General features: G+C 44.1%; 21 protein-coding genes. 13 read left to right on the forward strand and 8 right to left on the reverse strand.

The window, feature by feature from the left end:
* Positions 1–125: 125 nt before the first annotated feature.
* Genes CH376_RS16250 through CH376_RS16260 form a run of 3 tightly spaced genes read right to left on the reverse strand, consistent with a single transcriptional unit; the run spans position 126 to position 2,996 of the window.
* Complete coding sequence (locus CH376_RS16250) at positions 126–1,004, reverse strand: alpha/beta fold hydrolase (RefSeq protein ID WP_100786341.1); 879 nt, start codon at positions 1,002–1,004, stop codon at positions 126–128.
* Positions 1,001–1,471 carry a DUF309 domain-containing protein gene (locus CH376_RS16255; protein WP_100786340.1) on the reverse strand — a complete coding sequence of 157 codons (471 nt, stop codon included), beginning with the start codon at positions 1,469–1,471 and terminating at the stop codon, positions 1,001–1,003. Before CH376_RS16255 ends, CH376_RS16250 begins: the two co-directional genes overlap by 4 nt.
* Entirely contained in the window at positions 1,461–2,996 is a 1,536-nt protein-coding gene (locus CH376_RS16260) for an aldo/keto reductase (RefSeq protein ID WP_100786460.1), read from the reverse strand. Before CH376_RS16260 ends, CH376_RS16255 begins: the two co-directional genes overlap by 11 nt.
* Positions 2,997–3,269: 273 nt before the next feature.
* Between CH376_RS16260 and CH376_RS16265 the strand changes: the two genes are divergently transcribed.
* The 3 genes from CH376_RS16265 to CH376_RS16275 are packed head-to-tail and all read left to right on the forward strand — an operon-like array spanning position 3,270 to position 6,613.
* Positions 3,270–3,950 carry a succinate:quinone oxidoreductase gene (locus tag CH376_RS16265; RefSeq protein ID WP_100786339.1) on the forward strand — a complete coding sequence of 227 codons (681 nt, stop codon included), beginning with the start codon at positions 3,270–3,272 and terminating at the stop codon, positions 3,948–3,950.
* Between the two features lie 18 nt (positions 3,951–3,968).
* A complete protein-coding gene (locus CH376_RS16270) occupies positions 3,969–5,882 on the forward strand; it encodes a fumarate reductase/succinate dehydrogenase flavoprotein subunit (RefSeq protein WP_100786338.1) in 1,914 nt (637 codons plus the stop codon).
* Positions 5,882–6,613 carry a succinate dehydrogenase/fumarate reductase iron-sulfur subunit gene (locus CH376_RS16275; RefSeq protein ID WP_100786337.1) on the forward strand — a complete coding sequence of 244 codons (732 nt, stop codon included), beginning with the start codon at positions 5,882–5,884 and terminating at the stop codon, positions 6,611–6,613. Before CH376_RS16270 ends, CH376_RS16275 begins: the two co-directional genes overlap by 1 nt.
* 308 nt (positions 6,614–6,921) lie before the next feature.
* Here CH376_RS16275 and CH376_RS16280 read toward each other — a convergent pair whose 3' ends face one another.
* From CH376_RS16280 to CH376_RS16295, 3 genes are all read right to left on the reverse strand, one after another.
* Complete coding sequence (locus tag CH376_RS16280; RefSeq protein ID WP_100786336.1) at positions 6,922–7,917, reverse strand: 1-aminocyclopropane-1-carboxylate deaminase; 996 nt, start codon at positions 7,915–7,917, stop codon at positions 6,922–6,924.
* Positions 7,918–8,373: 456 nt separating this feature from the next.
* Complete coding sequence (gene lepA, locus CH376_RS16285; RefSeq protein ID WP_100786335.1) at positions 8,374–10,179, reverse strand: translation elongation factor 4; 1,806 nt, start codon at positions 10,177–10,179, stop codon at positions 8,374–8,376.
* A gap of 666 nt (positions 10,180–10,845) precedes the next feature.
* Positions 10,846–11,541 carry a DUF6989 domain-containing protein gene (locus CH376_RS16295; RefSeq protein WP_100784473.1) on the reverse strand — a complete coding sequence of 232 codons (696 nt, stop codon included), beginning with the start codon at positions 11,539–11,541 and terminating at the stop codon, positions 10,846–10,848.
* 278 nt (positions 11,542–11,819) lie between these two features.
* Here CH376_RS16295 and eno point away from each other — a divergent pair, with 278 nt between their 5' ends.
* The 7 genes from eno (at position 11,820) to lcpA (ending at position 16,808) form a co-directional block, all read left to right on the forward strand.
* Positions 11,820–13,118, forward strand: a complete 1,299-nt coding sequence (gene eno, locus CH376_RS16305) for a phosphopyruvate hydratase (RefSeq protein WP_100784471.1) — start codon at positions 11,820–11,822, stop codon at positions 13,116–13,118.
* Between the two features lie 91 nt (positions 13,119–13,209).
* Positions 13,210–13,668: a septum formation initiator family protein gene (locus tag CH376_RS16310; protein WP_100784470.1), complete on the forward strand. Its 459-nt coding sequence runs from the start codon at positions 13,210–13,212 to the stop codon at positions 13,666–13,668.
* 15 nt (positions 13,669–13,683) lie between these two features.
* Complete coding sequence (locus CH376_RS16315; protein WP_100784469.1) at positions 13,684–14,277, forward strand: ATP-dependent Clp protease proteolytic subunit; 594 nt, start codon at positions 13,684–13,686, stop codon at positions 14,275–14,277.
* A 13-nt stretch (positions 14,278–14,290) separates the two neighbouring features.
* Positions 14,291–14,650 (forward strand): hypothetical protein, encoded by a 360-nt coding sequence (locus tag CH376_RS16320; RefSeq protein WP_100784468.1) that lies wholly within the window; start codon positions 14,291–14,293, stop codon positions 14,648–14,650.
* 26 nt (positions 14,651–14,676) lie between these two features.
* Complete coding sequence (locus CH376_RS16325) at positions 14,677–15,690, forward strand: YheT family hydrolase (protein ID WP_100784467.1); 1,014 nt, start codon at positions 14,677–14,679, stop codon at positions 15,688–15,690.
* Between the two features lie 13 nt (positions 15,691–15,703).
* Positions 15,704–16,261 (forward strand): DUF4416 family protein, encoded by a 558-nt coding sequence (locus tag CH376_RS16330; RefSeq protein ID WP_100784466.1) that lies wholly within the window; start codon positions 15,704–15,706, stop codon positions 16,259–16,261.
* Positions 16,236–16,808: a complement regulator-acquiring protein LcpA gene (lcpA, locus tag CH376_RS16335; RefSeq protein ID WP_100784465.1), complete on the forward strand. Its 573-nt coding sequence runs from the start codon at positions 16,236–16,238 to the stop codon at positions 16,806–16,808. Before CH376_RS16330 ends, lcpA begins: the two co-directional genes overlap by 26 nt.
* Positions 16,809–17,169: 361 nt before the next feature.
* Here lcpA and CH376_RS16340 read toward each other — a convergent pair whose 3' ends face one another.
* Together CH376_RS16340 and CH376_RS16345 are read right to left on the reverse strand one after the other, a co-directional pair.
* Positions 17,170–17,916 (reverse strand): diacylglycerol/polyprenol kinase family protein, encoded by a 747-nt coding sequence (locus tag CH376_RS16340; RefSeq protein ID WP_100784464.1) that lies wholly within the window; start codon positions 17,914–17,916, stop codon positions 17,170–17,172.
* Between the two features lie 7 nt (positions 17,917–17,923).
* Positions 17,924–18,277: an STAS domain-containing protein gene (locus CH376_RS16345; protein ID WP_069607565.1), complete on the reverse strand. Its 354-nt coding sequence runs from the start codon at positions 18,275–18,277 to the stop codon at positions 17,924–17,926.
* A 45-nt stretch (positions 18,278–18,322) separates the two neighbouring features.
* On the opposite strand from CH376_RS16345, the gene CH376_RS16350 reads away from it, so the two are divergent.
* From CH376_RS16350 to CH376_RS16360, 3 genes are read left to right on the forward strand one after another with little or no spacing between them, the layout of a single operon-like run.
* Positions 18,323–18,961: a hypothetical protein gene (locus CH376_RS16350; RefSeq protein ID WP_100784463.1), complete on the forward strand. Its 639-nt coding sequence runs from the start codon at positions 18,323–18,325 to the stop codon at positions 18,959–18,961.
* Positions 18,958–19,305 (forward strand): hypothetical protein, encoded by a 348-nt coding sequence (locus CH376_RS16355; protein ID WP_100784462.1) that lies wholly within the window; start codon positions 18,958–18,960, stop codon positions 19,303–19,305. Before CH376_RS16350 ends, CH376_RS16355 begins: the two co-directional genes overlap by 4 nt.
* 18 nt (positions 19,306–19,323) lie before the next feature.
* Positions 19,324–20,802: an LIC12015 family putative lipoprotein gene (locus CH376_RS16360; RefSeq protein WP_100784461.1), complete on the forward strand. Its 1,479-nt coding sequence runs from the start codon at positions 19,324–19,326 to the stop codon at positions 20,800–20,802.
* Positions 20,803–20,898: the final 96 nt, after the last annotated feature.

The following is a 20,898-nucleotide window of genomic DNA, read 5'->3' on the forward strand; positions in this document are numbered from 1 at the left end:
TTAAACGAATCGTAATCTGAACTTTTGTTACTTTCAAAAAACGGACCATTCCTAGAGAAACGCCTAACCGAGAGTTGTCTTCAAGTTATGAGTCCTTCGGAAAAAAGGTACTATAAGAGCGGGTATCAATCGGAGATCAGACCGTGTTTTTTATAGAATGCGCTTAACAATTTTTCCAGAAATGCCGGTTGATCGTGATGCATATTGTGACCCGCGTTTTCCATCTCGATATATTCCAAATGTTTAAAGTGCGAAAGGATCTCTTCCCTGTTTTCCGGCATCAGATGAGTTTCTTTTCCATAGATGATCAGGGTCGGAGAATCGATACATTCCCAGAGATGACGCGTCAGATACGGCGAAAAAACAAACGGAAAACCGCGCTTGTACAAGGGATCGTTTTTCCACTGAAATCCCCGCTCCGTTTTTTTTGTGAGATACTCCGCGAGATCCCTGATTTTAGAAGAATCCAATTTTGGATATACGGGCTTGAGTCGAGATGCGACTTCGTCGATGCTCGAGAAGGTTTTATTCTTGCGATCCTTGGTTCCGACTTCGTTGTTTTCGATCGTATCCAACCACGCTTTCAGACGTTTCTTTTCGAATTCAGGCGTTTGAATGGACATGAACCCTTCCAAACAGACAAGACTCCGGATTCTTTCCGGATAAATCCCCGCAAAACGGGCGCCGATTCCTCCGCCCATAGAATGTCCTAAGATATGAAACTTCTCCGGAAGAAACGAGGATATAAACGTTTTTACGTCGACTAGGGTTTGTATAAAATGATAGTTCCCTTCCCTAAGCCAATCCGAGTCTCCGTGACCTCTATAATCAAAACGATATATATCGAAATGTTGGGATAAGAACTGGAATTGATAGAGAAAGGTGTCCGACGCGTCCTGAAAGCCGTGGAACAAAAGTAGCGCGTTGTCCTTTCCGTTTCTGTGGATCTTATAGGCGAGGTTATAACCGCCCGATTGAAAAAAACCGCTCTCGATTCCGCTCATGAATGCACCTTAAATAATTCTCGCCAGTCTTTCGGAAGACTCGGTACACTGAAAGTAGAAACTTTTTCAGCGAGAAGTTCGTCTCCTTCGTAAAGATCCAAAATTTTATCCAAAGAAGAAAGAAGGTCTAACGTCTCCCGTTTACCGACTTCGCTTAACGCCGGAGAATGTAATACCGACTCCAACTTTTCCTTGGCCTTTGTAGCCTGCATTCTGGAACCGCGTCCGTTGGGTTTGACGAAAATTTTATGAAGGGAAACCGAGAGTTGTATGATTCCCTGTAAAAAAATTTTTCTCGGCCCGAAATCCTTTTTCCACTGAAATTCCAAAACCTCGTGCGCTTCGAAATATTTCCCCTCTCTAAAAAGCCTTTCGCCGTTTTGATAAGCGAAGTCCACGGTTTTTTCCGGATCGGATGTTGCGGAAATTACGTCGAAAATGGCGACGATTTCCGGATCAAATTTCAAATCGATTCCAGTCCTTTTCTTGGATCGGCGTCAAAGGCGCGGCAAACGACCCTTCCGCGTCCTGAACGTAGGATTCTTTCCGCATACCCAAAAGTACAACTCCTTCCTTGAGCGAAGAATGAAGTAAGTGTAAAGCCGCCGCCGAAAGATTCCAACCCGCATATCGAGGGTAAAACTTTACGATTTTCTCATAGAGCATATTAGAATTTTTGATGTTGTGAAAATGGACGTATCTTTCCAGAAGCGGAAGAGCTTCGTTGAGTTTGTCTATGTATTCTCCTTGTTTTTGTTCACCGGCCACAGTTTCGATCTGCGAGATCAGCTGCTGCAGGATCGGAATCACCGTTCTTTCCAAAAACTGGGAAAGATGATCCTGATTTTGAAATTGGTCCAGGTAAGGTTCCGTCACGGTTCGAAACGTATATTTATAAGATCCCGACGGCAGTATCCGCAAAAATTCCTCTTCCCAAGAATAAACTGTATTCAATTTATCTTTTACGTTTTTGAGAACCTCGTCCTGACTTTCTTTCGGATCGAAGGAAAGCCGAAAGATACTTCCCTGACTCGAGATCGCGTTCAAGGGCCGATTGACCAGTGGAAGAAGTCCGTTGTCTTTTACGATCTCGATCAGAGATTTTCCTTCGAACTTTCTTTCTAAGAATCCGCTCTCCAGAAGATTGGCGGGGAACTGAACGACCGCAAAACCGGATTCTTCCAGACCGAGTTCCGTTTGTATTTCTTTTGCGAGTTCCAAAACTTTCAATAAGGAAGTGGACGTATATTTTTCCGGATTTTCGGGGAACGTATTCGAGGAGATTCCGTAGAATTGAATCTTGCCTTCCTTCCTTTTTTGTTCGAGGAATAAAAAAGCGTTCTTAATCCTTTTGTAATATTCTTCCTTGGCCTTTGTTTCAGGAACGTTATGCTTCTCTCGGTCCATAAGAAAGTATTCCGGATTGTGAAGCAGAAAAACGTCCACGGTTTCCAGACCCATTCTTTTTAGGGAACGCGTTAGCTGGTCTTCCAAAAACGCCGGATGGATACAATGATAACACCCTTCCTGATAGTAGGTGATCTCCGGAAATTCACGATCCGTATTTTCAAGTTCGGAAACGATCTGTAGATTTCTTCCCTGAATATAACCCGACTTCGTGACGATGAATACGTCCTCGCGTTTTAACTCTCCGCTTTCGATCTTTGCGGCGAGCACCCGGCCGACGAGGCTTTCGCTTTCCCCGTTCCCGTAATTAGAAGAAGTATCGATCACGTTAAAACCTTCGCGGAGAGAAAGTTCAAGCGCCTTTTTATGATCGGGAGATTCGAGCCCGACTCGATAACACCCGAAGGCGATCCTAGAAAGTGTTCTGCCTCGAAAGTTAAAATAGGGATTTAGGAGATTCTCATCCGTCTTGAATTTTTTTTGAAGAGAAGAATTTTCGGAATATTCTTTCGTAGCTTTCGGAGTCGCGCTTCCCTTTCGAAAGGATTTCTGATAGAGGTTTTGAAATGGATCGGATGAATTCATATTTTTATCCCAGTCGGTTTTGGTTGACCTTTCGTTACGCATCGCACAATTCGAAGATTTAGAACGAATGTCCTCAAATCGAATTCTAATTGAGAAACGATCTTAATAACTTTCCCTTCGAGTATCAATTTTTCACCTTCAAAATAAAAATGCTTTTCGTCATAACTCGCTTTTTTACCCTAATTTAAGAGAGATCGAGCTTCGGCCCATCTTTTTCGAATCATATTAATTTTTCGATGAATTCTTTCCACCAATCAAACAGGAGAAAATGAAATGGATTTAAAGGCTGGATATCTCCGGTCTTCCATCGGGAGAAAAACTCTCGTGGCAGTAACCGGACTTGTTTATTTCGGCTTTGTTGTTGTTCATATGCTGGGGAATCTTCAGATCTTCCTCGGACAAGAAAAAATCAACGCATATGGCCAAGCGCTTAGGGACATCGCCCCCCTTCTCTGGGTAGCCAGAATCATTCTGATCGTAAGCTTTATCATTCACGTTTACTACGCGATAACGCTCTCAATTGAAAACAAAAAAGCCCGTCCCGTTCCCTATTCGAAGCAGAATACGGTGCAAGCGACCCTTGCATCAAGAACCATGGCTCTTACGGGTCTTTTGATTCTCTCCTTTCTCACCTATCACCTTCTCCATTTCACGTTAGGCGTAACCAATCCGGATCATTTTGCGATGACCGATTCGAAGGGAAGACACGACGTGTTTACGATGGTCATCCTCGGTTTTCAAAATCCGATCGTTACAGGTTCTTATATCTTCGCGATGGTTTTACTCGCATCGCATATCAGCCACGGCGTCGCGAGCGTGTTTCAAACCTTGGGTTTGAGCACTCCGTCCTTGAGCGGAAAGATCAAAGCCGGAGCGATCCTCTTTGCTCTGATCATTTTCATAGGCAACACTTCTATCCCGCTTTCGATTTTGCTGGGATACGTTCATCCGTAATTTTTTGGAGAAACTTTCATGAGTTTAGATTCTAAAATTCCAAGCGGCTCCATTGAACAAAAATGGTCCAATCACAAAGCCGATATCAAATTAGTTAACCCCGCTAATAAGAGAAAATTCAATATCATCGTAGTCGGTTCGGGTCTTGCAGGAGCTTCGGCTTCCGCGACTCTTGCAGAACTCGGCTACAACGTAAAAACTTTCTGTTTTCAAGACAGCCCACGTAGAGCTCACAGTATTGCGGCTCAGGGCGGGATCAACGCGGCGAAGAATTATCAAAACGACGGAGATTCCGTTCACAGATTGTTCTACGACACGGTAAAAGGCGGAGACTTTCGTGCAAGAGAAGCGAACGTGCATCGTCTTGCGGAAGTTTCGGTAAACATCATCGATCAGTGTGTGGCGCAGGGAGTTCCTTTCGCGAGAGAATACGGCGGCCACTTGGCAAACCGTTCTTTCGGTGGAGCCCAAGTTTCCAGAACCTTCTACGCAAAAGGTCAAACCGGACAACAACTTCTCCTCGGAGCTTACTCAGCTCTTTCTCGTCAGATCGGACTCGGAGCCGTGAAGATGTATCCGAGAACCGAGATGGTCGAGTTGATCGTAGTCGACGGTCACGCAAAAGGAATCGTAGTTCGAGATCTTGTCACCGGAAAACTTTCCACTCACATGGCGGACGCGGTCGTGCTTGGAACCGGAGGATACGGAAACGTATTCTTTCTCTCCACGAACGCGAAAGGTTGTAACGTAACTGCAACTTGGAAGGCCCACAAAAAAGGGGCGTTCTTCGCTAACCCTTGTTATACGCAAATTCACCCGACTTGTATTCCGGTTTCCGGAGATCATCAGTCCAAGTTGACTCTGATGTCCGAGTCTCTCAGAAACGACGGAAGAATCTGGGTTCCGAAAAACAAAGGCGACAAACGTAATCCTGCGGATATCCCCGAAGGGGAAAGAGATTATTATCTCGAAAGAAAATATCCGAGTTACGGAAACCTTTCTCCTCGCGACATCGCCTCACGCGCCGCGAAAGAAGCCTGCGACGCGGGACTTGGTGTGGGAGAATCCGGACAAGGAGTTTATCTCGACTTCGCGGATTCCATCAAACGTCTCGGAGAACCGAAGATCCGAGATCGTTACGAAAACCTCTTCCAGATGTACGAACAAATCACCGGTGAAAACCCGTACAAACAGCCTATGAGAATCTATCCTGCGGTTCACTACACGATGGGCGGACTCTGGGTAGACTACAATTTGATGAGCAATCTTCCCGGCCTTTTCGTGATCGGAGAAGCGAACTTCTCGGATCACGGAGCGAACCGTCTCGGAGCTTCGGCGCTGATGCAGGGACTCGCGGACGGATATTTCATTCTTCCTTATACGATCGGAAACTATCTCGCGGGAGTCGGATTCAATTCTCATCCGAAAGAAGACCATCCGGAAGCGAAGAAAGCTCTTTCCGACGCGGAAGAAACTACGAAGAAATTTCTTTCCATCAAAGGGAAAAGAACCGTGGATTCCTTTCATAGACAACTCGGAAAACTGATGTGGGACAAGTGCGGAATGGCGCGTAACGACAAAGGTTTGAGAGAAGCGATTGCGGAGATTCCAAAAATCAGAGAAGAATTCTGGCAAAACGTAAACGTCCCCGGAAGCGGAAACGACTTAAATCAATCGCTTGAAAAAGCGGGAAGAGTTGCGGACTTTTTGGAATTCGGAGAATTGCTCTGCCTCGACGCATTGACCAGGGAAGAATCCTGCGGAGGTCACTTCCGAGAAGAATACCAAGAAGAAGGCGAAGCGAAACGGAACGACGACAAGTTCTGTCACGCGACCGCTTGGGAATTCAACGGAGTCGGAAAAAAACCAACCGAACACAGAGAGAAGCTGGAGTTCGAAAACGTTCACCTCGCAACAAGGAGTTATAAATAATGGATCTGAAACTCAAAGTCTGGAGACAAAAGAGCGCAGAAGAAAAGGGAAAGATCGTAGACTACGACGCAAAGGATATTTCTCCGAACATGTCTTTTTTGGAGATGTTGGACGTGGTCAACGAAGAACTCATCGTAAAGGGAGAGGAGCCGATCGCGTTCGAACACGATTGCAGGGAAGGAATCTGCGGTTCGTGCAACCTGATGATCAACGGACAAGCGCACGGTCCGCACCAAGGCGTGACGACTTGCCAGCTTCACATGCGTTCGTTCAAGGACGGAGACACCGTCTACGTGGAACCATGGAGAGCGAAAGCGTTTCCCGTTCTCAAAGATCTCGTCGTAGACAGAAGCGCTTTTGATAGAATCATTCAGGCGGGCGGATTCGTAAGCATCAATACCGGAGGCGCTCCGGATGCAAACGCATTACCGATTCCTAAAGTAGATGCCGACATCGCAATGGATGCCGCGACTTGTATCGGTTGCGGAGCCTGCGTCGCTTCGTGTAAAAATGCGAGCGCGATGCTTTTCGTTTCTGCAAAGATCACTCACCTCGGACTTTTACCGCAAGGAAAGGTGGAACAAAAGGATCGAGTGAAAAAGATGATCAACGCGATGGACAAAGAAGGTTTCGGAAACTGCACAAACCAATACGAGTGCGAAGCCGTTTGTCCGAAATCGATCAAAAGGGATTTTATCCGTACGATGAACAAGGATTTTATCCTTTCTTAAACTTCTTCTTTGGATCAAAGAAGAATCGCAAGCCGCCCCTCATAAAGGCGGCTTTTTTGTGCATCCGGGAACGATTGGTTTTATAGCGAATGATCTTCAAAACGGGAGTTACAATATATTCTTCTCAAAATGGAAAAACCGATACAAAGTAAGACCTCATAGTCCGGTTATCATCGACCCCATTCCATCGTTTCGGTCAAAAACCGAAAACCAAAACCCGAGAATCACTTTTTCATAATCAGCGAATTTAAGAAAAATTCAATTCCTTGTCGGACTTCTTTCAAATTCCACAAGTTCTCTTTTTACTTTCAAACTTTCTCTTCTTTGAGAGGTAAAAAAGAATCCAAAAAATTCCAAAGACCGCCTTGGTGGAGATACAGAATTCTTCCGGAAATTTCCGATCTCTCCATCTTCTTCCGAATCGAATAGAGGGATTTTCCAGAATAAATCGGCTCGATCGGAACGGAATGTTTCCGATAGAATATATGATTGAATTCTAATATATTTGCGCTCGCGGAACCGAATCCGTTCCCGTCTTCCGATGCCCAAATCGATTCTTCGTCGATTTCAAATCCGGAAAAATTCAATTCTTCCTGTTTCTCCCTCAACCAGGGAATCATTTTCTTTTTATCAAGACCGACGGAGACTCCTGATACCGGAATCCTATCTCTAAAAAAATTCCGAGCGGACAACCAAGTCAAACCGGATCCGATATCGATCGCCAGATGATCGAATTCTAAAATCGGAATCTGTTCCCAAAGTGAATTTAAACCCTGCGAGGCTTCCAATCCAAAACCGTATTCCGGAATCAAAGCTACGGCTTCAAAAGAAGAATTCGGATCCTGAAAAGAATTTTTATACTTCATTCGATATCGATTCTCGTCCGCTTCAGGATTTTCAGAGAAGTTCTTTTTTAGTTCAAGTAATGCCGCCTTCCAATCGGAGCGAGACTGAAAAGTTTCCAGGACGTGCGAATTCTTTTTTACAATCTGAGCGTTCATGCTGATTCTTTTCGGATCTCGAGAATAGGCGATCGTTCTTACATGATAACCGAATATTCGAAACAAGAGAGAAAAGGAAGCCACCAAGTTGCTGTGCAATTCTCCTTGTAAAATCACAGTACGGATTCCTTTGCTTTCCATCTCGGAATGAATCCCGAAGAATTTTCGAAATTTCGTACCGATCCCGAACGCAAGTCGATCGTCTCTGAGAATCGAAATCCTTTGTTTCGAACGAACGATGACTTCTCTGATTTCCAAAGGACGCAAGAGAGAGTTGGTAAAAAAAGAAGCGAGAGGATTCAAAAAATATTTCCTTTGATTTTCGTTCGCTTAAAAAAAATCCATAGGATAAGAATTTCTAAAAAACTTACAAAAGGAAATTCAATTCCTGAGTTATTTTCAAAAAAGCATAATACCTTTGCTCGGTAAAATCCGTTGAATTCCAATGCCAAACCTTGGCCCTTCTCGATTCAAACCGTCGATCGGATTAGATCGAAAATGGATTAGAAAATCGATCCTCTCCGCTAAAATGTTTACGGGCGCGAATTAGAAGTTCATTCCAATTTCACTTCATTTAAAACGAAAAAAGCATTTCGCATAACAAAATGGCAAGGAAAAAGGAGCAAGACACAATTCCATTTCAGCCGAGGGCGCAAAAAGAAAAAAAGGCACGATTACGAAAGAAAATTACAAAACTTAAAAAAGCGCATCGAGTAAGAAAAAACGCCTCGAAACAGAGATCGAAGCGCGGAAAAAATATCAGTTGCTTGTTTTCAAAACCGCTAAAAACGCCTCTTGCGGAATTTCTACGTTTCCGATCTGCTTCATCCTCTTCTTTCCTTCCTTTTGTTTCTCTAAAAGTTTTTTCTTACGAGTGATGTCCCCGCCGTAACACTTCGCGGTGACGTTTTTGCGAAGCGCGGAGATACTTTCTCTTGCGAGAATTTTTCCTCCGACGGCGGCTTGGATCGGGATCATAAACTGATGCCTTGGAATGAGATCTTTTAATTTTTCGATGATCTCCCTTCCTCTTTGCTCAGCCTTCGTCCGGTGAACGATCATAGAAAGGGCGTCCACCGGTTCCGCGTTCACGAGAATATCCATTTTTACGAGCTGGGAGGCCTTGTAGCCGGAAGGCTCATAGTCCAAGGACGCATAACCTCTCGTGAAAGACTTGAGCTTATCATAAAATTCGAATATAAGTTCGGCGAGAGGAAGTTCGTAAGTCAGCTGCACCTTGTCCTGAGTCAGATAGACCGTGTCGAGCTGAATCCCTCTCTTGTCGTTGGCGAGGGCCATGATGTTTCCGACATACTCGTTCGGAGTGATGATCGTTGCCTTCACATAGGGTTCTTCCGTAGATTCGATCGCGATCGGATCGGGAAAACGGGACGGGTTGTCCACCTCTTCTACTTCTCCATTCTTTTTCCGAATGATGTATTTTACGGAAGGCGCGGTCGTGATCAGGTCGAGATTGAATTCTCTCTCTAAGCGCTCTTGAACGATTTCCATGTGAAGAAGTCCGAGATATCCCACTCTAAATCCGAATCCGAGAGCCATCGAACTTTCTTTTTCAAAGACGAGAGCCGCGTCGTTGAGTTTCAGTTTTTCGATCGCATCCACGAGTTCGTCGAACTGTTCTCCGTTGATAGGATAGAGTCCGGAAAAAACCATCGGCTTTGCTTCTTTGTAACCCGGAATCGATTCCTTCGTGGGATTGGAAAAAAGAGTGATCGTATCTCCGGTCTTCGCATCGGAAACTTTTTTAATCCCGGCGATGAGATAACCCACTTCACCCGCGCCTAAACTTTCCGTCGGCGTGAGAGTGATTCGATTGATTCCCACCTCGTTGACGGTGAAATCTTTTCCCGTGCTCATGATGAGGAATCGGTCCCCTTTTTTGATTCTTCCATCGAACACACGAATCTTGATCACGACACCCATATAAGGATCAAAATAAGAATCATAAATCAGAGCTTTGAGAGGTCCGTCCGGATCTCCTTGGGGCGCAGGAATTTGTTTTGTAATTTCTTCCAGGACCGCTTTTACGTTGAGTCCCGTCTTCGCGGAAATGGCCACGGCGTTCTCCGCATCGAGTCCCAAACTCTCTTCGATTTGAATTTTTGTTTTTTCCACGTCGGCCGCGGGAAGATCGATCTTGTTCATCACGGGAACGATCGCGAGATCCTGTTCCATCGCAAGATAGAGGTTTGCGAGAGTCTGAGCCTCCACTCCTTGACTTGCGTCCACGATCAGAAGAACTCCCTCGCAGGCCTTGAGGGAACGTGAAACTTCGTAGGTAAAGTCGACGTGCCCCGGAGTGTCCAGAAGATTCATCGTATAAGTATTGCCGTCGTCCGCGAGGTAATCAAAAGTTGCGTTGTTCGCCTTGATCGTAATCCCTCTTTCGCGCTCGATATCCATCGAATCCAAAATTTGATCCTTTTTTGTCCTGTCATTTGTTACCTGACCGATCTCTAAAAGTCTGTCAGCCAAAGTGGATTTCCCATGGTCGATATGGGCGATGATGGAAAAGTTACGGATAAATTTCTGTTGAACATTCATTGAAAGGGCTCACTTCCGATGATTTCCTGCAAAGGCCTCCCCTGAAAAGCAAAATACGAGGTCCTTTTTCGGACTGAAAACGGAGAAAATCGTACCAAGACCCTTTTCTTTTCCGAATTTCATCCGGAAGGCGCCGGTTGAAAAGTAGGAACTCACACATTTTAGAATCTGATCTTTGAAAAGTAGGAACTCACACATTTTAGAATCTGATCTTTGAAAAGTAGGAACTCACACATTTTAGAATCTGATCTTTGAAAAGTAGGAACTCACACATTTTAGAATCTGATCTTTGAAAAGTAGGAACTCACACATTTTAGAATCTGATCTTTGAAAAGTAGGAACTCACACATTTTAGAATCTGATCTTTAAAAAGTAGGAACTCACACATTTTAGAATCTGATCTTTAAAAAGTAGGAACTCACACAAAATACCCCAGATTTCTAAAAACTCGAAAAGACAAACGATCTCAAGAAACGCATTCTATATTTTGAATGTAACTGCGGATATCTTCTTTGTTTGTAGACCGTTCCTCGAACCAATTCTCCGAAAAACTCCTTCTTTCCATTTTCCATGAGATCGGATTTCCAGGAGCGGAAAAGAGCGAAATCGGAAAAATCTTCCGCGGAAGTCTTTCGACTTTTTCTTATCGGGCGTTCGCGATTCTTCTTACATGGGAAGAGGAATTTTAGAATTTCCTTCGATCAACAAAAAGAAAACGGCAAGAGCGCCTAAATAAACAGACATCGTCAAAAAGGCCCAGAGAACCTTTTCCGGAAGAGACGCGTATTCGGAAACGTGATACGCATAAGCGGTAAAAGCGCCAAGAATGAATTCAGGAACCAAAACAAAAACGGCGATATGCCCGATCATAAAAACGTTTTTTGCAAACCAAACGGGAATGAGATAAGAAAATTCTTCCGAACCTAAAAAAATCAAAAACGCAACCAATCCTCCGATCAAATAACTCTGAATCGCAGGCGCGTCGGAAACCCTTTTCCGATAACGAATCGAGATAAACGTCGAAAGAAACAAAGGAATGACCCAAAGCCCCGCCATATAACCGGAAACCGTTCCTATCTTTGGAAATCCGTCCGCCGGAAATTCCAAAGAACCTATCACCTGAGAGAGAAACCAATCGGGGAATATCTGAAAAAAACTTAAGGGAAGAAGAAAGAACCAGAGATCCATCCAACGTTCGTGAGTCCAGATGCTAGAAAAAAGAGGAAGTCCGGCGTTGTAAACAAGAACGATGCAGAACATTCTCCAACCCGTGGAAAGATTTCCAGGACTCAAAAGAATGATTGCTGCGATGATCGTGAAGACAGTGTGAAAACCTAAGACGTGTTTTTCGGAGAGTTTCATAACGAGAAATCCAGTCGTTTCCTTTCAGGGTTTAGCTATAAGGAATCCGATGGAAGCGGGCAATTCATTTTTTCGTTTCCCGCTTGATTTATTCGATATGGAGCGTTTAATAACCCTGACTCTGATTCGGAAGCCGGAAATTCAAGGCTCCAATGCAAAACAAAATCCGATTCTTTATGATTTTCGTTTTTTAGAATTCAAAATCGGAATCCGTTTTTGCTTTTGCGGTCTCTTTCCACTTTCGACAGACACAAACATAGAGAATCTCAGGAAGTAAAATGTCTCATAACTCTCAAATTCAAAAAATTCATGCTCGGGAAATCATCGACTCCCGCGGAAATCCGACCGTAGAAGTGGACGTAACCTTGGCGGACGGCTCCTTCGGTAGAGCCGCAGTTCCTTCCGGCGCCTCCACCGGAGAATACGAGGCCGTAGAACTCAGAGACGGCGACAAACATCGTTATCTCGGAAAAGGAGTTCTCAAAGCGGTTGAACACGTAAACGTAAAGATCCAAGAAGTCCTAAAGGGAGAAGACGCGCTCGACCAAAATAGAATCGATCAGTTGATGCTCGACGCGGACGGAACCAAAAACAAAGGAAAACTCGGAGCCAACGCGATCCTTGGAACGTCACTCGCGGTTGCCAAAGCGTCCGCGGCCTTTTCTAAACTTCCGCTTTATCGTTATATCGGCGGAAACTTCGCGAGAGAATTACCGGTTCCGATGATGAACATCATAAACGGCGGAGCCCACGCCGACAACAACGTCGACTTTCAAGAATTTATGATTCTTCCCGTGGGAGCCAAAAGTTTCCGCGAAGGACTCAGAATGGGAGCGGAAGTATTCCATTCTTTGAAAGGCGTTCTCAAAGGTAAGAATCTCAACACGGCCGTGGGTGACGAAGGCGGCTTTGCTCCCAACCTCACGAGCAACGTGGAAGCGATCGAAGTCATTCTCCAGGCGATCGAAAAGGCAGGTTATAAGCCCGAAAAAGACGTTTTATTGGGTTTGGACGCAGCTTCTTCCGAGTTTTACGACAAAAGCAAAAAGAAATACGTTCTCGGTGCCGAAAATAATAAGGAGTTCTCGAGCGCGGAACTGGTGGAATATTACGCGAATTTGGTCTCCAAATATCCGATCATTACCATCGAAGACGGCTTGGACGAGAACGACTGGGATGGCTGGAAACTTCTTTCCGAAAAATTAGGAAAGAAAATTCAGCTTGTAGGAGACGATCTCTTTGTTACAAACATAGAGAAACTTTCCAAAGGAATCACTTCCGGTGTCGGTAACTCGATCCTGATCAAAGTAAATCAGATCGGGTCCCTTTCCGAAACGCTCGCTTCGATCGAAATGGCGAAAAAAGCCAAATATACGAACGTTGTGAGTCATCGAAGCGGAGAAACGGAAGACGTTACGATCTCTCATATCGCGGTTGCGACTAACGCGGGACAGATCAAAACCGGTTCCCTTTCCAGAACGGATCGAATCGCAAAATACAACGAACTTCTTAGAATCGAAGAGGAACTCGGAAAATCGGCGATTTACAAAGGCAGGGAGACTTTTTACAATCTATAAGAATTCGGCTCGATTTTTTCGAGCCGAACATTGTGGAGTAAAAGTTCTACGAAGTAAAAAAGGAATTTAAGAATCTTTATAAACTTTAACTATGACTTCTCTTTCGACTAAAGTCTTTTGGTTCTCTTGTTTTCTCTCGGGACTTTTTTATTTCATCGTCCTGGGAGAATCCGGGATCGTAGTACGTTCCCAACTCGAAGAATCCCTCGCTTCGCTCCAATTGGACGTGGAAAGACTTTCCTATGAAAATAGACAGTTGGAAGAGAAACAAAGGATTTTAAAAAACGATCAAGTAGCCCTCGAAAGGGAGGCCCGAAGATTCTATCTTTTGAGCGAGAACGCTCAGATCATAAAATTCAGAGAAACGGAGAACGTTTCCGAGTTAAAACCGGTTCTCGCGTCCAGACTCAACGCGTTCCGTCCCGGGAAACAATTTCCGGTTCCTCCGATCCAATTTATTCGGATTTTCTACGCAATCTTTGCCAGTTTTACTTGTATTGGAGTTTTCATAAAAATGAGGAAGAAGAAACTGGACTTTAGCAACAACTAAAGGAAAGGTTCAGGAATGCCAGAAACAGAAAAAATCCAGGAAGTATTCGAAGAACTCACAGGAAGTAAAATTTCTAAAAATTTCCTCGACCACAGAAAGATTTTTCTCTGGGGTCCGGTGACCGACGAATCGTCTAAGGACTTGGTCGGTAAACTCCTCTACCTGGAAATGAAAGATCCGGGAAAACCAATCACGTTTTTTATCAATAGCCCCGGAGGCGTTGTCACTTCGGGCATGACCGTATTCGATACGATCCAGATGATCAGTTCTCCGGTTCACACGGTTTGTATGGGAATGGCGGCTTCTATGGGTTCCGTTCTTCTCGCGGCTGGAAAAAAAGGAGAACGTTCGATTTGGCCGAACGGAAAAGTGATGATTCACCAGCCGAGCATCGGCGGACAAATCGTTGCTCCCGCGACGGACTTAAAAATCCACGCGGAAGAAATTCTCAAAACAAAAGCCAAGTTGAATCAGATTCTCGCGGACGCTTGCGGACACCCCGTTTCCAAACTCGAAGAAGATACGGATCGCGACTATTATATGGACGCCGAAGAAGCGCTCAAATACGGAATCGTAGACAAGCTCGCGACAAAGATCGACTTTAACTGATCGGATTTTTCTCTTGTCCAAGTCCGTTTCTCTCAATGACTTTTTAAAAGAATTTTTAGCCGCGCCCCAAAAGGGAAGAAACGCGGAAGAGGATCAGAAGTTAAACGAACTCTTCCTTGAATTTGCTTCCCTCCTTTTTTTAGAAGGAGAGGAGGAAGAAGAATCCAAGGAAGAAGTTTTGTTAAAAGACATCGGTTCCTTCGAGCTGGACGAATTCGTAAATTTTTATCTTTCCGATATGCACCCGGAAGATTCCGGAATCGTGAAAAGAGGGATCGACTTTTTAAAAAGAATGCATAAATTCTTAAAAAAATCTACGCACGCAAACAAAGAACAACTCGCAGATTGGGACGAATTCTTTCAAGAACTCTGACGGTCTAAGTAAGGATCCTTCCTGAAATGAGTTCTGAACCTTTCAAACCGAAACGTTTTCTAAAAGGCAAACACCTTCAAACCGTCTACAGCACTTTTTTTCCACCGGCCAATCACCTCAGAACAACCTATTACGTAGAAGATATTCTCCTTCAGTTGAGCGACGAATCCGGGGACGCGCTCTGGCTCGAACACAATCCTCCTTTGCAGCACTATTCTTCTCCTTCTCCGAAATGGAACGGAACTTATATCGTGATGATCCACGGAATGGAAGGAACCTCGGACAGTTCGTATCTTGTTGCGCTCGCGCAGAACGCTTTACAGAGGGGTTACGGCTGTGTTCGGATGAATCTGAGAAACTGCGGACGAGGCCAAGGATTTTCGAAAGGAACGTATAACATCGGTCAGACGAAAGACGTCCAGGATGTGATCGACTTCGTTTGGAAAAAACTTTCGCACAGGATCTTTCTTTCCGGCTTTTCCCTTTCCGCGAGTTTAGTTTTAAAGTATCTGGGAGAAAGACGAAATCACAAGGTGGAATCCTTCTCTTCCACAAATCCTCCTCTGGATCTTTTGAAAGGTTGCGAATTTATAGATTCTTCCGAAGGAAGGTTTTACAGGGATCGATTCGTTTCCGAATTTCGAAAGAAGATTAAGAATAAGATCATACAACTTCCTCCGGAACTCGAGAAAAACGCTTTTGAAACAAAGACGTTCTTCGACTTCGACGATCTCGTGACCGCGCCGTTTTTCGGTTATCGGGGCGCCTTGGATTATTACCAAGACTGTTCGAGCAAACACTATATTCCCGAAATCCGTCATCCTGGAATCGTGATTCACTCGGAAGACGATCCGGTCGTTCCTCCATTCGACTGGGAAAAGATAGGATGGGAGAATTTACCGCATATCCGAACGATTTTGACTCCCAAAGGCGGACACGTTGGATTCTTAACCGATCCTACTCCGGAAATTCCGGACGGAAGATGGTTGAATAAAATTATTCTGGATTATTTCGATTCGAAAGTAAAATCTGGAAGCTGATTTTCCATTGCAGATGAACTCCTTCAAAAAGAAACCTCTCGAAAAAGAAAAGCTGACCAAACCTCCGGGGGCTTCCTTCTTCATCGTGATCGCGTATGAAGACGCGGAAATGTTTTATTCGATCAAAGCAAGAACCGAAAAAAAATTCTCGGCGACCTTATATGAAAGTAATCCGATGCCTACTTGGAAAGATCCGGAAGCCGACCTTTGGAATCATTTTCCCGGAAGGCATACGAAAATTCTTTCCTTCAAAAGAAGAATTCATAGGGAAGAACTTCCTTCCATTCAGAAGGAATGTTTGGCGATTCAGAACGCCGCTCTTGAAAAAGACAGCGGAATTCGAATTTTTCCAGGTTATCTCTGTAGCCATTCCGTCGTGATGTCATCCATTCGGGACGACTTTCATAGAATTTATCTTTTCAACGGAGTTTACGCTGAAACCGTCTACAACTACCAGAAACAGAAAATGGTGAGCCGTGAAACCTCCCCTCCTTTTTTCAAAACCCCGGAAGCGATCTATTTTTTTACGAGCCTAAGAGAATCCTATGTTCAAAACATTACAAAAAACTAATTCTTTACTTTTTCTTTTTTTCGCGACTTTAGTGATAAATTGCGCTCCTCAAAAATTGGAGATCGTTTCCGTTACACTCTGCGATCATTTCAATCGCGCCGGAGAATGCCTCGAACCTGTGGAAAAAAATCACCACTACAAGGTGGAAATTCCGAACTCAAAAAAGCCAGACACTTGGGAAAAATTTGCAAACTACCTTTACTTTCACGCAAGGGAAACTCCCGGTTTTATTCTTAGATTCAATCGTAAACTTCTTCCCTCGGAAGCGAAAGCGATCAAGGATTCTTATTTTGCCACAATGAGTCTTTCCGGTACCGTGGAAAGAATGGAAGGTTTTGAGATGGGTGAAGATTGGATCGGCTCGTTTCAGTATCTTGGTTCGATGATCAAGGATAAACTCAAAAAGGAAAATCGACTCGGTTCTTTTCCATATACGAATACGGTCTTTCCTGCGGAAGTGGAGTTCAAATTCAACTCTTCTCTTTTCGAAGGTGAAGAAAAAACAAAAATCAATTTGAGTTTTACGGTGTTGCCTCCCGAGAAATGAGGAGAAAAATTCCGACGCCCTTGTCGGAACTACGACTATCCACCGTAAAAGTCGCGCGCCCCACCCTGATCTTGGGTGGAGGGGTGGGAGGTGGAAAACATGGGAGATTCCTCTCTATCAAAAATATTGAATACTGTCAAATGCGATCCTTTCGACGCCCTTGTCGGAACTACGACAGTCCACCGTAAAAGTCGCGCGCCCCACCCTGATCTTGGGTGGAGGGGTGATGAGCGACTCATAGGGAGCGAATCATTGAGTTTCGGCGGGAACTCGGGAGATTTCCTCTATCAAAAATATTGAATACTGTCAAGTGCGATCCTTTCGCCGATCTTGTCGGAACTACGACCGCTCTTCCAGAGGATCAAATTCTCAAAAACAGATCGGCAGGATTTAAAAAGATCGTAGAAGGTTCCACGCCCAAAGCCAACCAAGCGGTCAGTCCCAAAACGACGGCCGAAACCGCGGGAATCAAAAGGTTATCGTCGATCAGTCCGTTCCAATACGTTCCACAATAGAGTTCAGTCACGGCGGAAATCAAAATCGCGGGAATTAAGAATATAAAGTTATTATAAAATACGAAGCCTTCAGCCTTGAGAAAATTCTGCTTTCCATAAGTATCGGATAGAAACATAAAAAGAAAACCGACGATCGCACACGCGAATATAAACGCCAAAATTCCCTCCACGGACTTGCCGTTGGAAAATCTTCTTCTCCCGTAAAACGTTCCGACCCAGGCTGCGGTAGGATCTCCGATCACAAGAAAGAGCATGGAAAGAATGGAAATCTCCGGAGGAAAAAGAAAGACCACAAACGTACAGGAAAGAAAATACGGAAGCGTTCCGTTGAGTCTAGTTTTCTCCTCTTCTTTCATCAAAACCCCGGCAATCGAAAGAAAGAATTTTTGAAAACCCGGAAAACGAAATCGAAGATATTCGAGCAAAAGAATAATTCCCAAACAAACAACGAGAGTCACCGAAATTACTGCGCGCGTTGCGTTCACAAGACCGAAGGATCCTTGAAAGACGTCCTGGTAATAACAGACGGGAACAATCAATCCGAGGAGATGCCAGAGTTTACGCGCATAATTGAATCGAACCGAATTAGTCACTTGTTTCCTACCTATTTTTCATCGTCATTTTTAAGGCTGATTCTTCATCGGGAGCGATCAAAAAGAGGCCGTTGAGAGCCGCCATCTTAATCGCATTCTTCACGGAATCGGTCGGATGAATCAGGACCAATTTATTCCGAGAAGTAAAACTCAACTGATTCATTTCTTTGAGAGATTGAATTCCTCTGGAAGAAATCAAACTCACCTCTTCTAGATCTAAGATCACCGGACCGGACCGGATCGAATCGGAAAGTTGATCCCGGAATTTTTTTTCAGTAAATGAGTTGATGGAACCCTGGAGCTTCATAACCTGAACGTTGTCGATTTTCTCCGTAGAAATGATGATTTCATTCAGGATCATAGTGGCTCGGAAAGACAGTCTATAAGCGTTTCTTCCCTACGACAAATGGTTTTTCACCTCTTAGCGATCCTATTTCTAATTTTGAGATCTTATTCTTTTCTTTCGCCCGGCGCCGTGGTTTTGGCATTCGCGATTCTGTTCTACCGAAAAAAAGGGGGCGGCGGTTCGCGGAAAAATCACGAATATCTCGAGGTTCTAATTCTACTTCTTCTCGCAATTTCCGGGTTAGACGGATCCACGGCTGGAGATATTCTGGATCTGATCTGCATCCATTGCGCCGGAATTCTCGCGTTAAAAAAAGAAGAGACAATGAAAAGAATCGGAGAAATCCGAAGTTTCGCCCCCGATTCCGATTCAAACCGAATTTTACGAAAACAAATTCTACCTCTTTCACTTCTTCTCATCTCGATTTTTAGAATCTGGTATCAGGGAGATTTCGAATTTTGGAACTCACTCACTTTTTTCTACATTCTAAAAACCGGAATTCTCTCGTTCGCTTTGACGTTCCTTTACTTTCGGAGCGGAGAATCGGGAAAAAAAACCGTCCTCTTTCTCTTTCTGATTCTTACAATTTTGATTGTTCATCCTTCTCAAGGAATATTGAATTTTTCGTATTTTCTTATATTTTCATTCTTGCAAACCGACGCAGAATCAAAAAAGATCAACGATGGGATTGAAGTATGAAAGTAAAGGTAGCGCATCTTTTTCGTAAGATTGAGGAAGTGGACCGAGACATACTTGAGTTGGGAAAGATTCAGGAGAGAATTTCCTCGGACCGAGACTATTCCGGAATTCTCAAGGATTCCATTCAAAAAGAAATGGCAAACTTAGAAGCCGGAAAAAACGAGATTCTTTCTCTTAAGATAAAGGAAGAACCCGGAAAGACGGGCCTTGTAAAAAACTCCGGAAAATCTCCCGCTGAAATGAAAAATTTATACAGCTCCCGAGAGAAAAATCTGACCCGAGAAATTTCGGTGGAAATACCGGATCGACCTCCTACAACCCGTAAAACAATTCACAAATACTAAGATTCAAGACACAACTTCATGAAAAAAAAGAACCTATCTCTAACTATCCTCGCCCTGATCGTACTCTTCGCGGCCAACTGCAGCAGGGATTCCGATGTCCTCGCTTCCTTTAAGAATGGAACCGTTACCAGAGAAGAACTGAGGGCTTATTATAAACTTCGCGGCGTGGAACCCGATGCAAATAACGCGTCGATCGCGACTCAGGCAAAAATCATCGAGGAACTCGGGATTCAAAAGATCGCGGAAACTCAAAACAATACATCGAACGTAGTCACAAAAGACGAGTACGCAAGAATCATGGGCTTTGTGGAACCTCAGATTCTTTTTAACGACTACAGAAAACAATTTTCCGAGAAACTTCTGACTTCCGGAATGCTCGAATTTGCGTTTGGAAGAATCCTGTTTTTAAAAGCGGCTCCGGACGCGGCTGTAAAAGCCAATTCCATTCTTCAAGAAATTTCCGCGATCAAATCCGATAAAGAAGTCGCAGAATTTATCGCAAAGAATACGAACGAGGTTCAGAGAAAAGCGGTCGGAGGACGGCTGGAACCGCATTGTATCAATTGCGGAGACGATCCTTTCACAGCGATCTTAAAGGAAGCGGCGGAGAAAAAAGGAACCTTTATTCTCAAAGAAGCACAAGGAAACTATTATATTCTCAGAGTGGAAAGAATCGAAAAAATCTATCCTAAGAAAATCGACAAGTTCTTTCAAAACGAATTGGATAAACTCAAATCTCTTGCGACCAAATACGTAAGCAAGGAAGGAATCACCGAAGAGGAAAAAAGAGAAGCTGCGTTCTACTCCGAGTTGACTGTAAATGAAAAGGCAAATCAGACTGCGGAACACTACGGAAACCGTTTTCTCAAAGAAGCGTGGAAGAAGGAAATGGACGCACTTCGAGTTCAAAGCGGATTGAAGATTGTGGATCTGACTCCTGAATTCATCAAAGGATTAAGACCGGAGACGGTCCTTTTCGAAGACAAAGCGGGAAATAAATTCTCGTTCAAAGATTTACTCGTGGAATTCAATAAGATCGCTCCGATTCTTCAAAAACGAAAAGCAAATCCGGAAGAAGAAAAAAACGATCAACTTTCTTTTTACACTCAGATCTATCTTCCGATCCGAATCTCGGCGGAATCAAAAGAAGTTCAAGCTCTGAAAGAAACGAAAGAGTTTAAGAAGACGCTTCCGCTTTTGGGAAGATCCGTGCTTTTTATGCTCATCCGCAACCGCTCCACGGAGTCAAATATCGAAGTATCCGAGAAGGAAATCAGAGATACCTATGAAGCCGGAAAACTCTACGCGTATTCCAAACCTTCGCCCGCAAATCCGAACGAAAGGTTACCGGAAGATTTTGGAAAGGTAAGAGATCGAATCAAACAAGAACTGATCGAATCTAAAAAACAATCGGTCTTCCAGGATTATCTTTCTAAATTAAAATCGGAAAACGAGTTTAAGATCGCGTCGGAAAGCCTAAAGGCCGGACAAATCTAAAAAAGAACTTTTCCCTCCCGGTGAGAAAGCGAAATTTTTCACCGGGATTTTTCCCGCATTTTAAAGATCCCCTTTTGCTACCACTCAAAAACCCGC

Origin of the sequence: Leptospira adleri (genome assembly GCF_002811985.1) — a bacterium.
Taxonomy (GTDB): domain Bacteria; phylum Spirochaetota; class Leptospiria; order Leptospirales; family Leptospiraceae; genus Leptospira; species Leptospira adleri.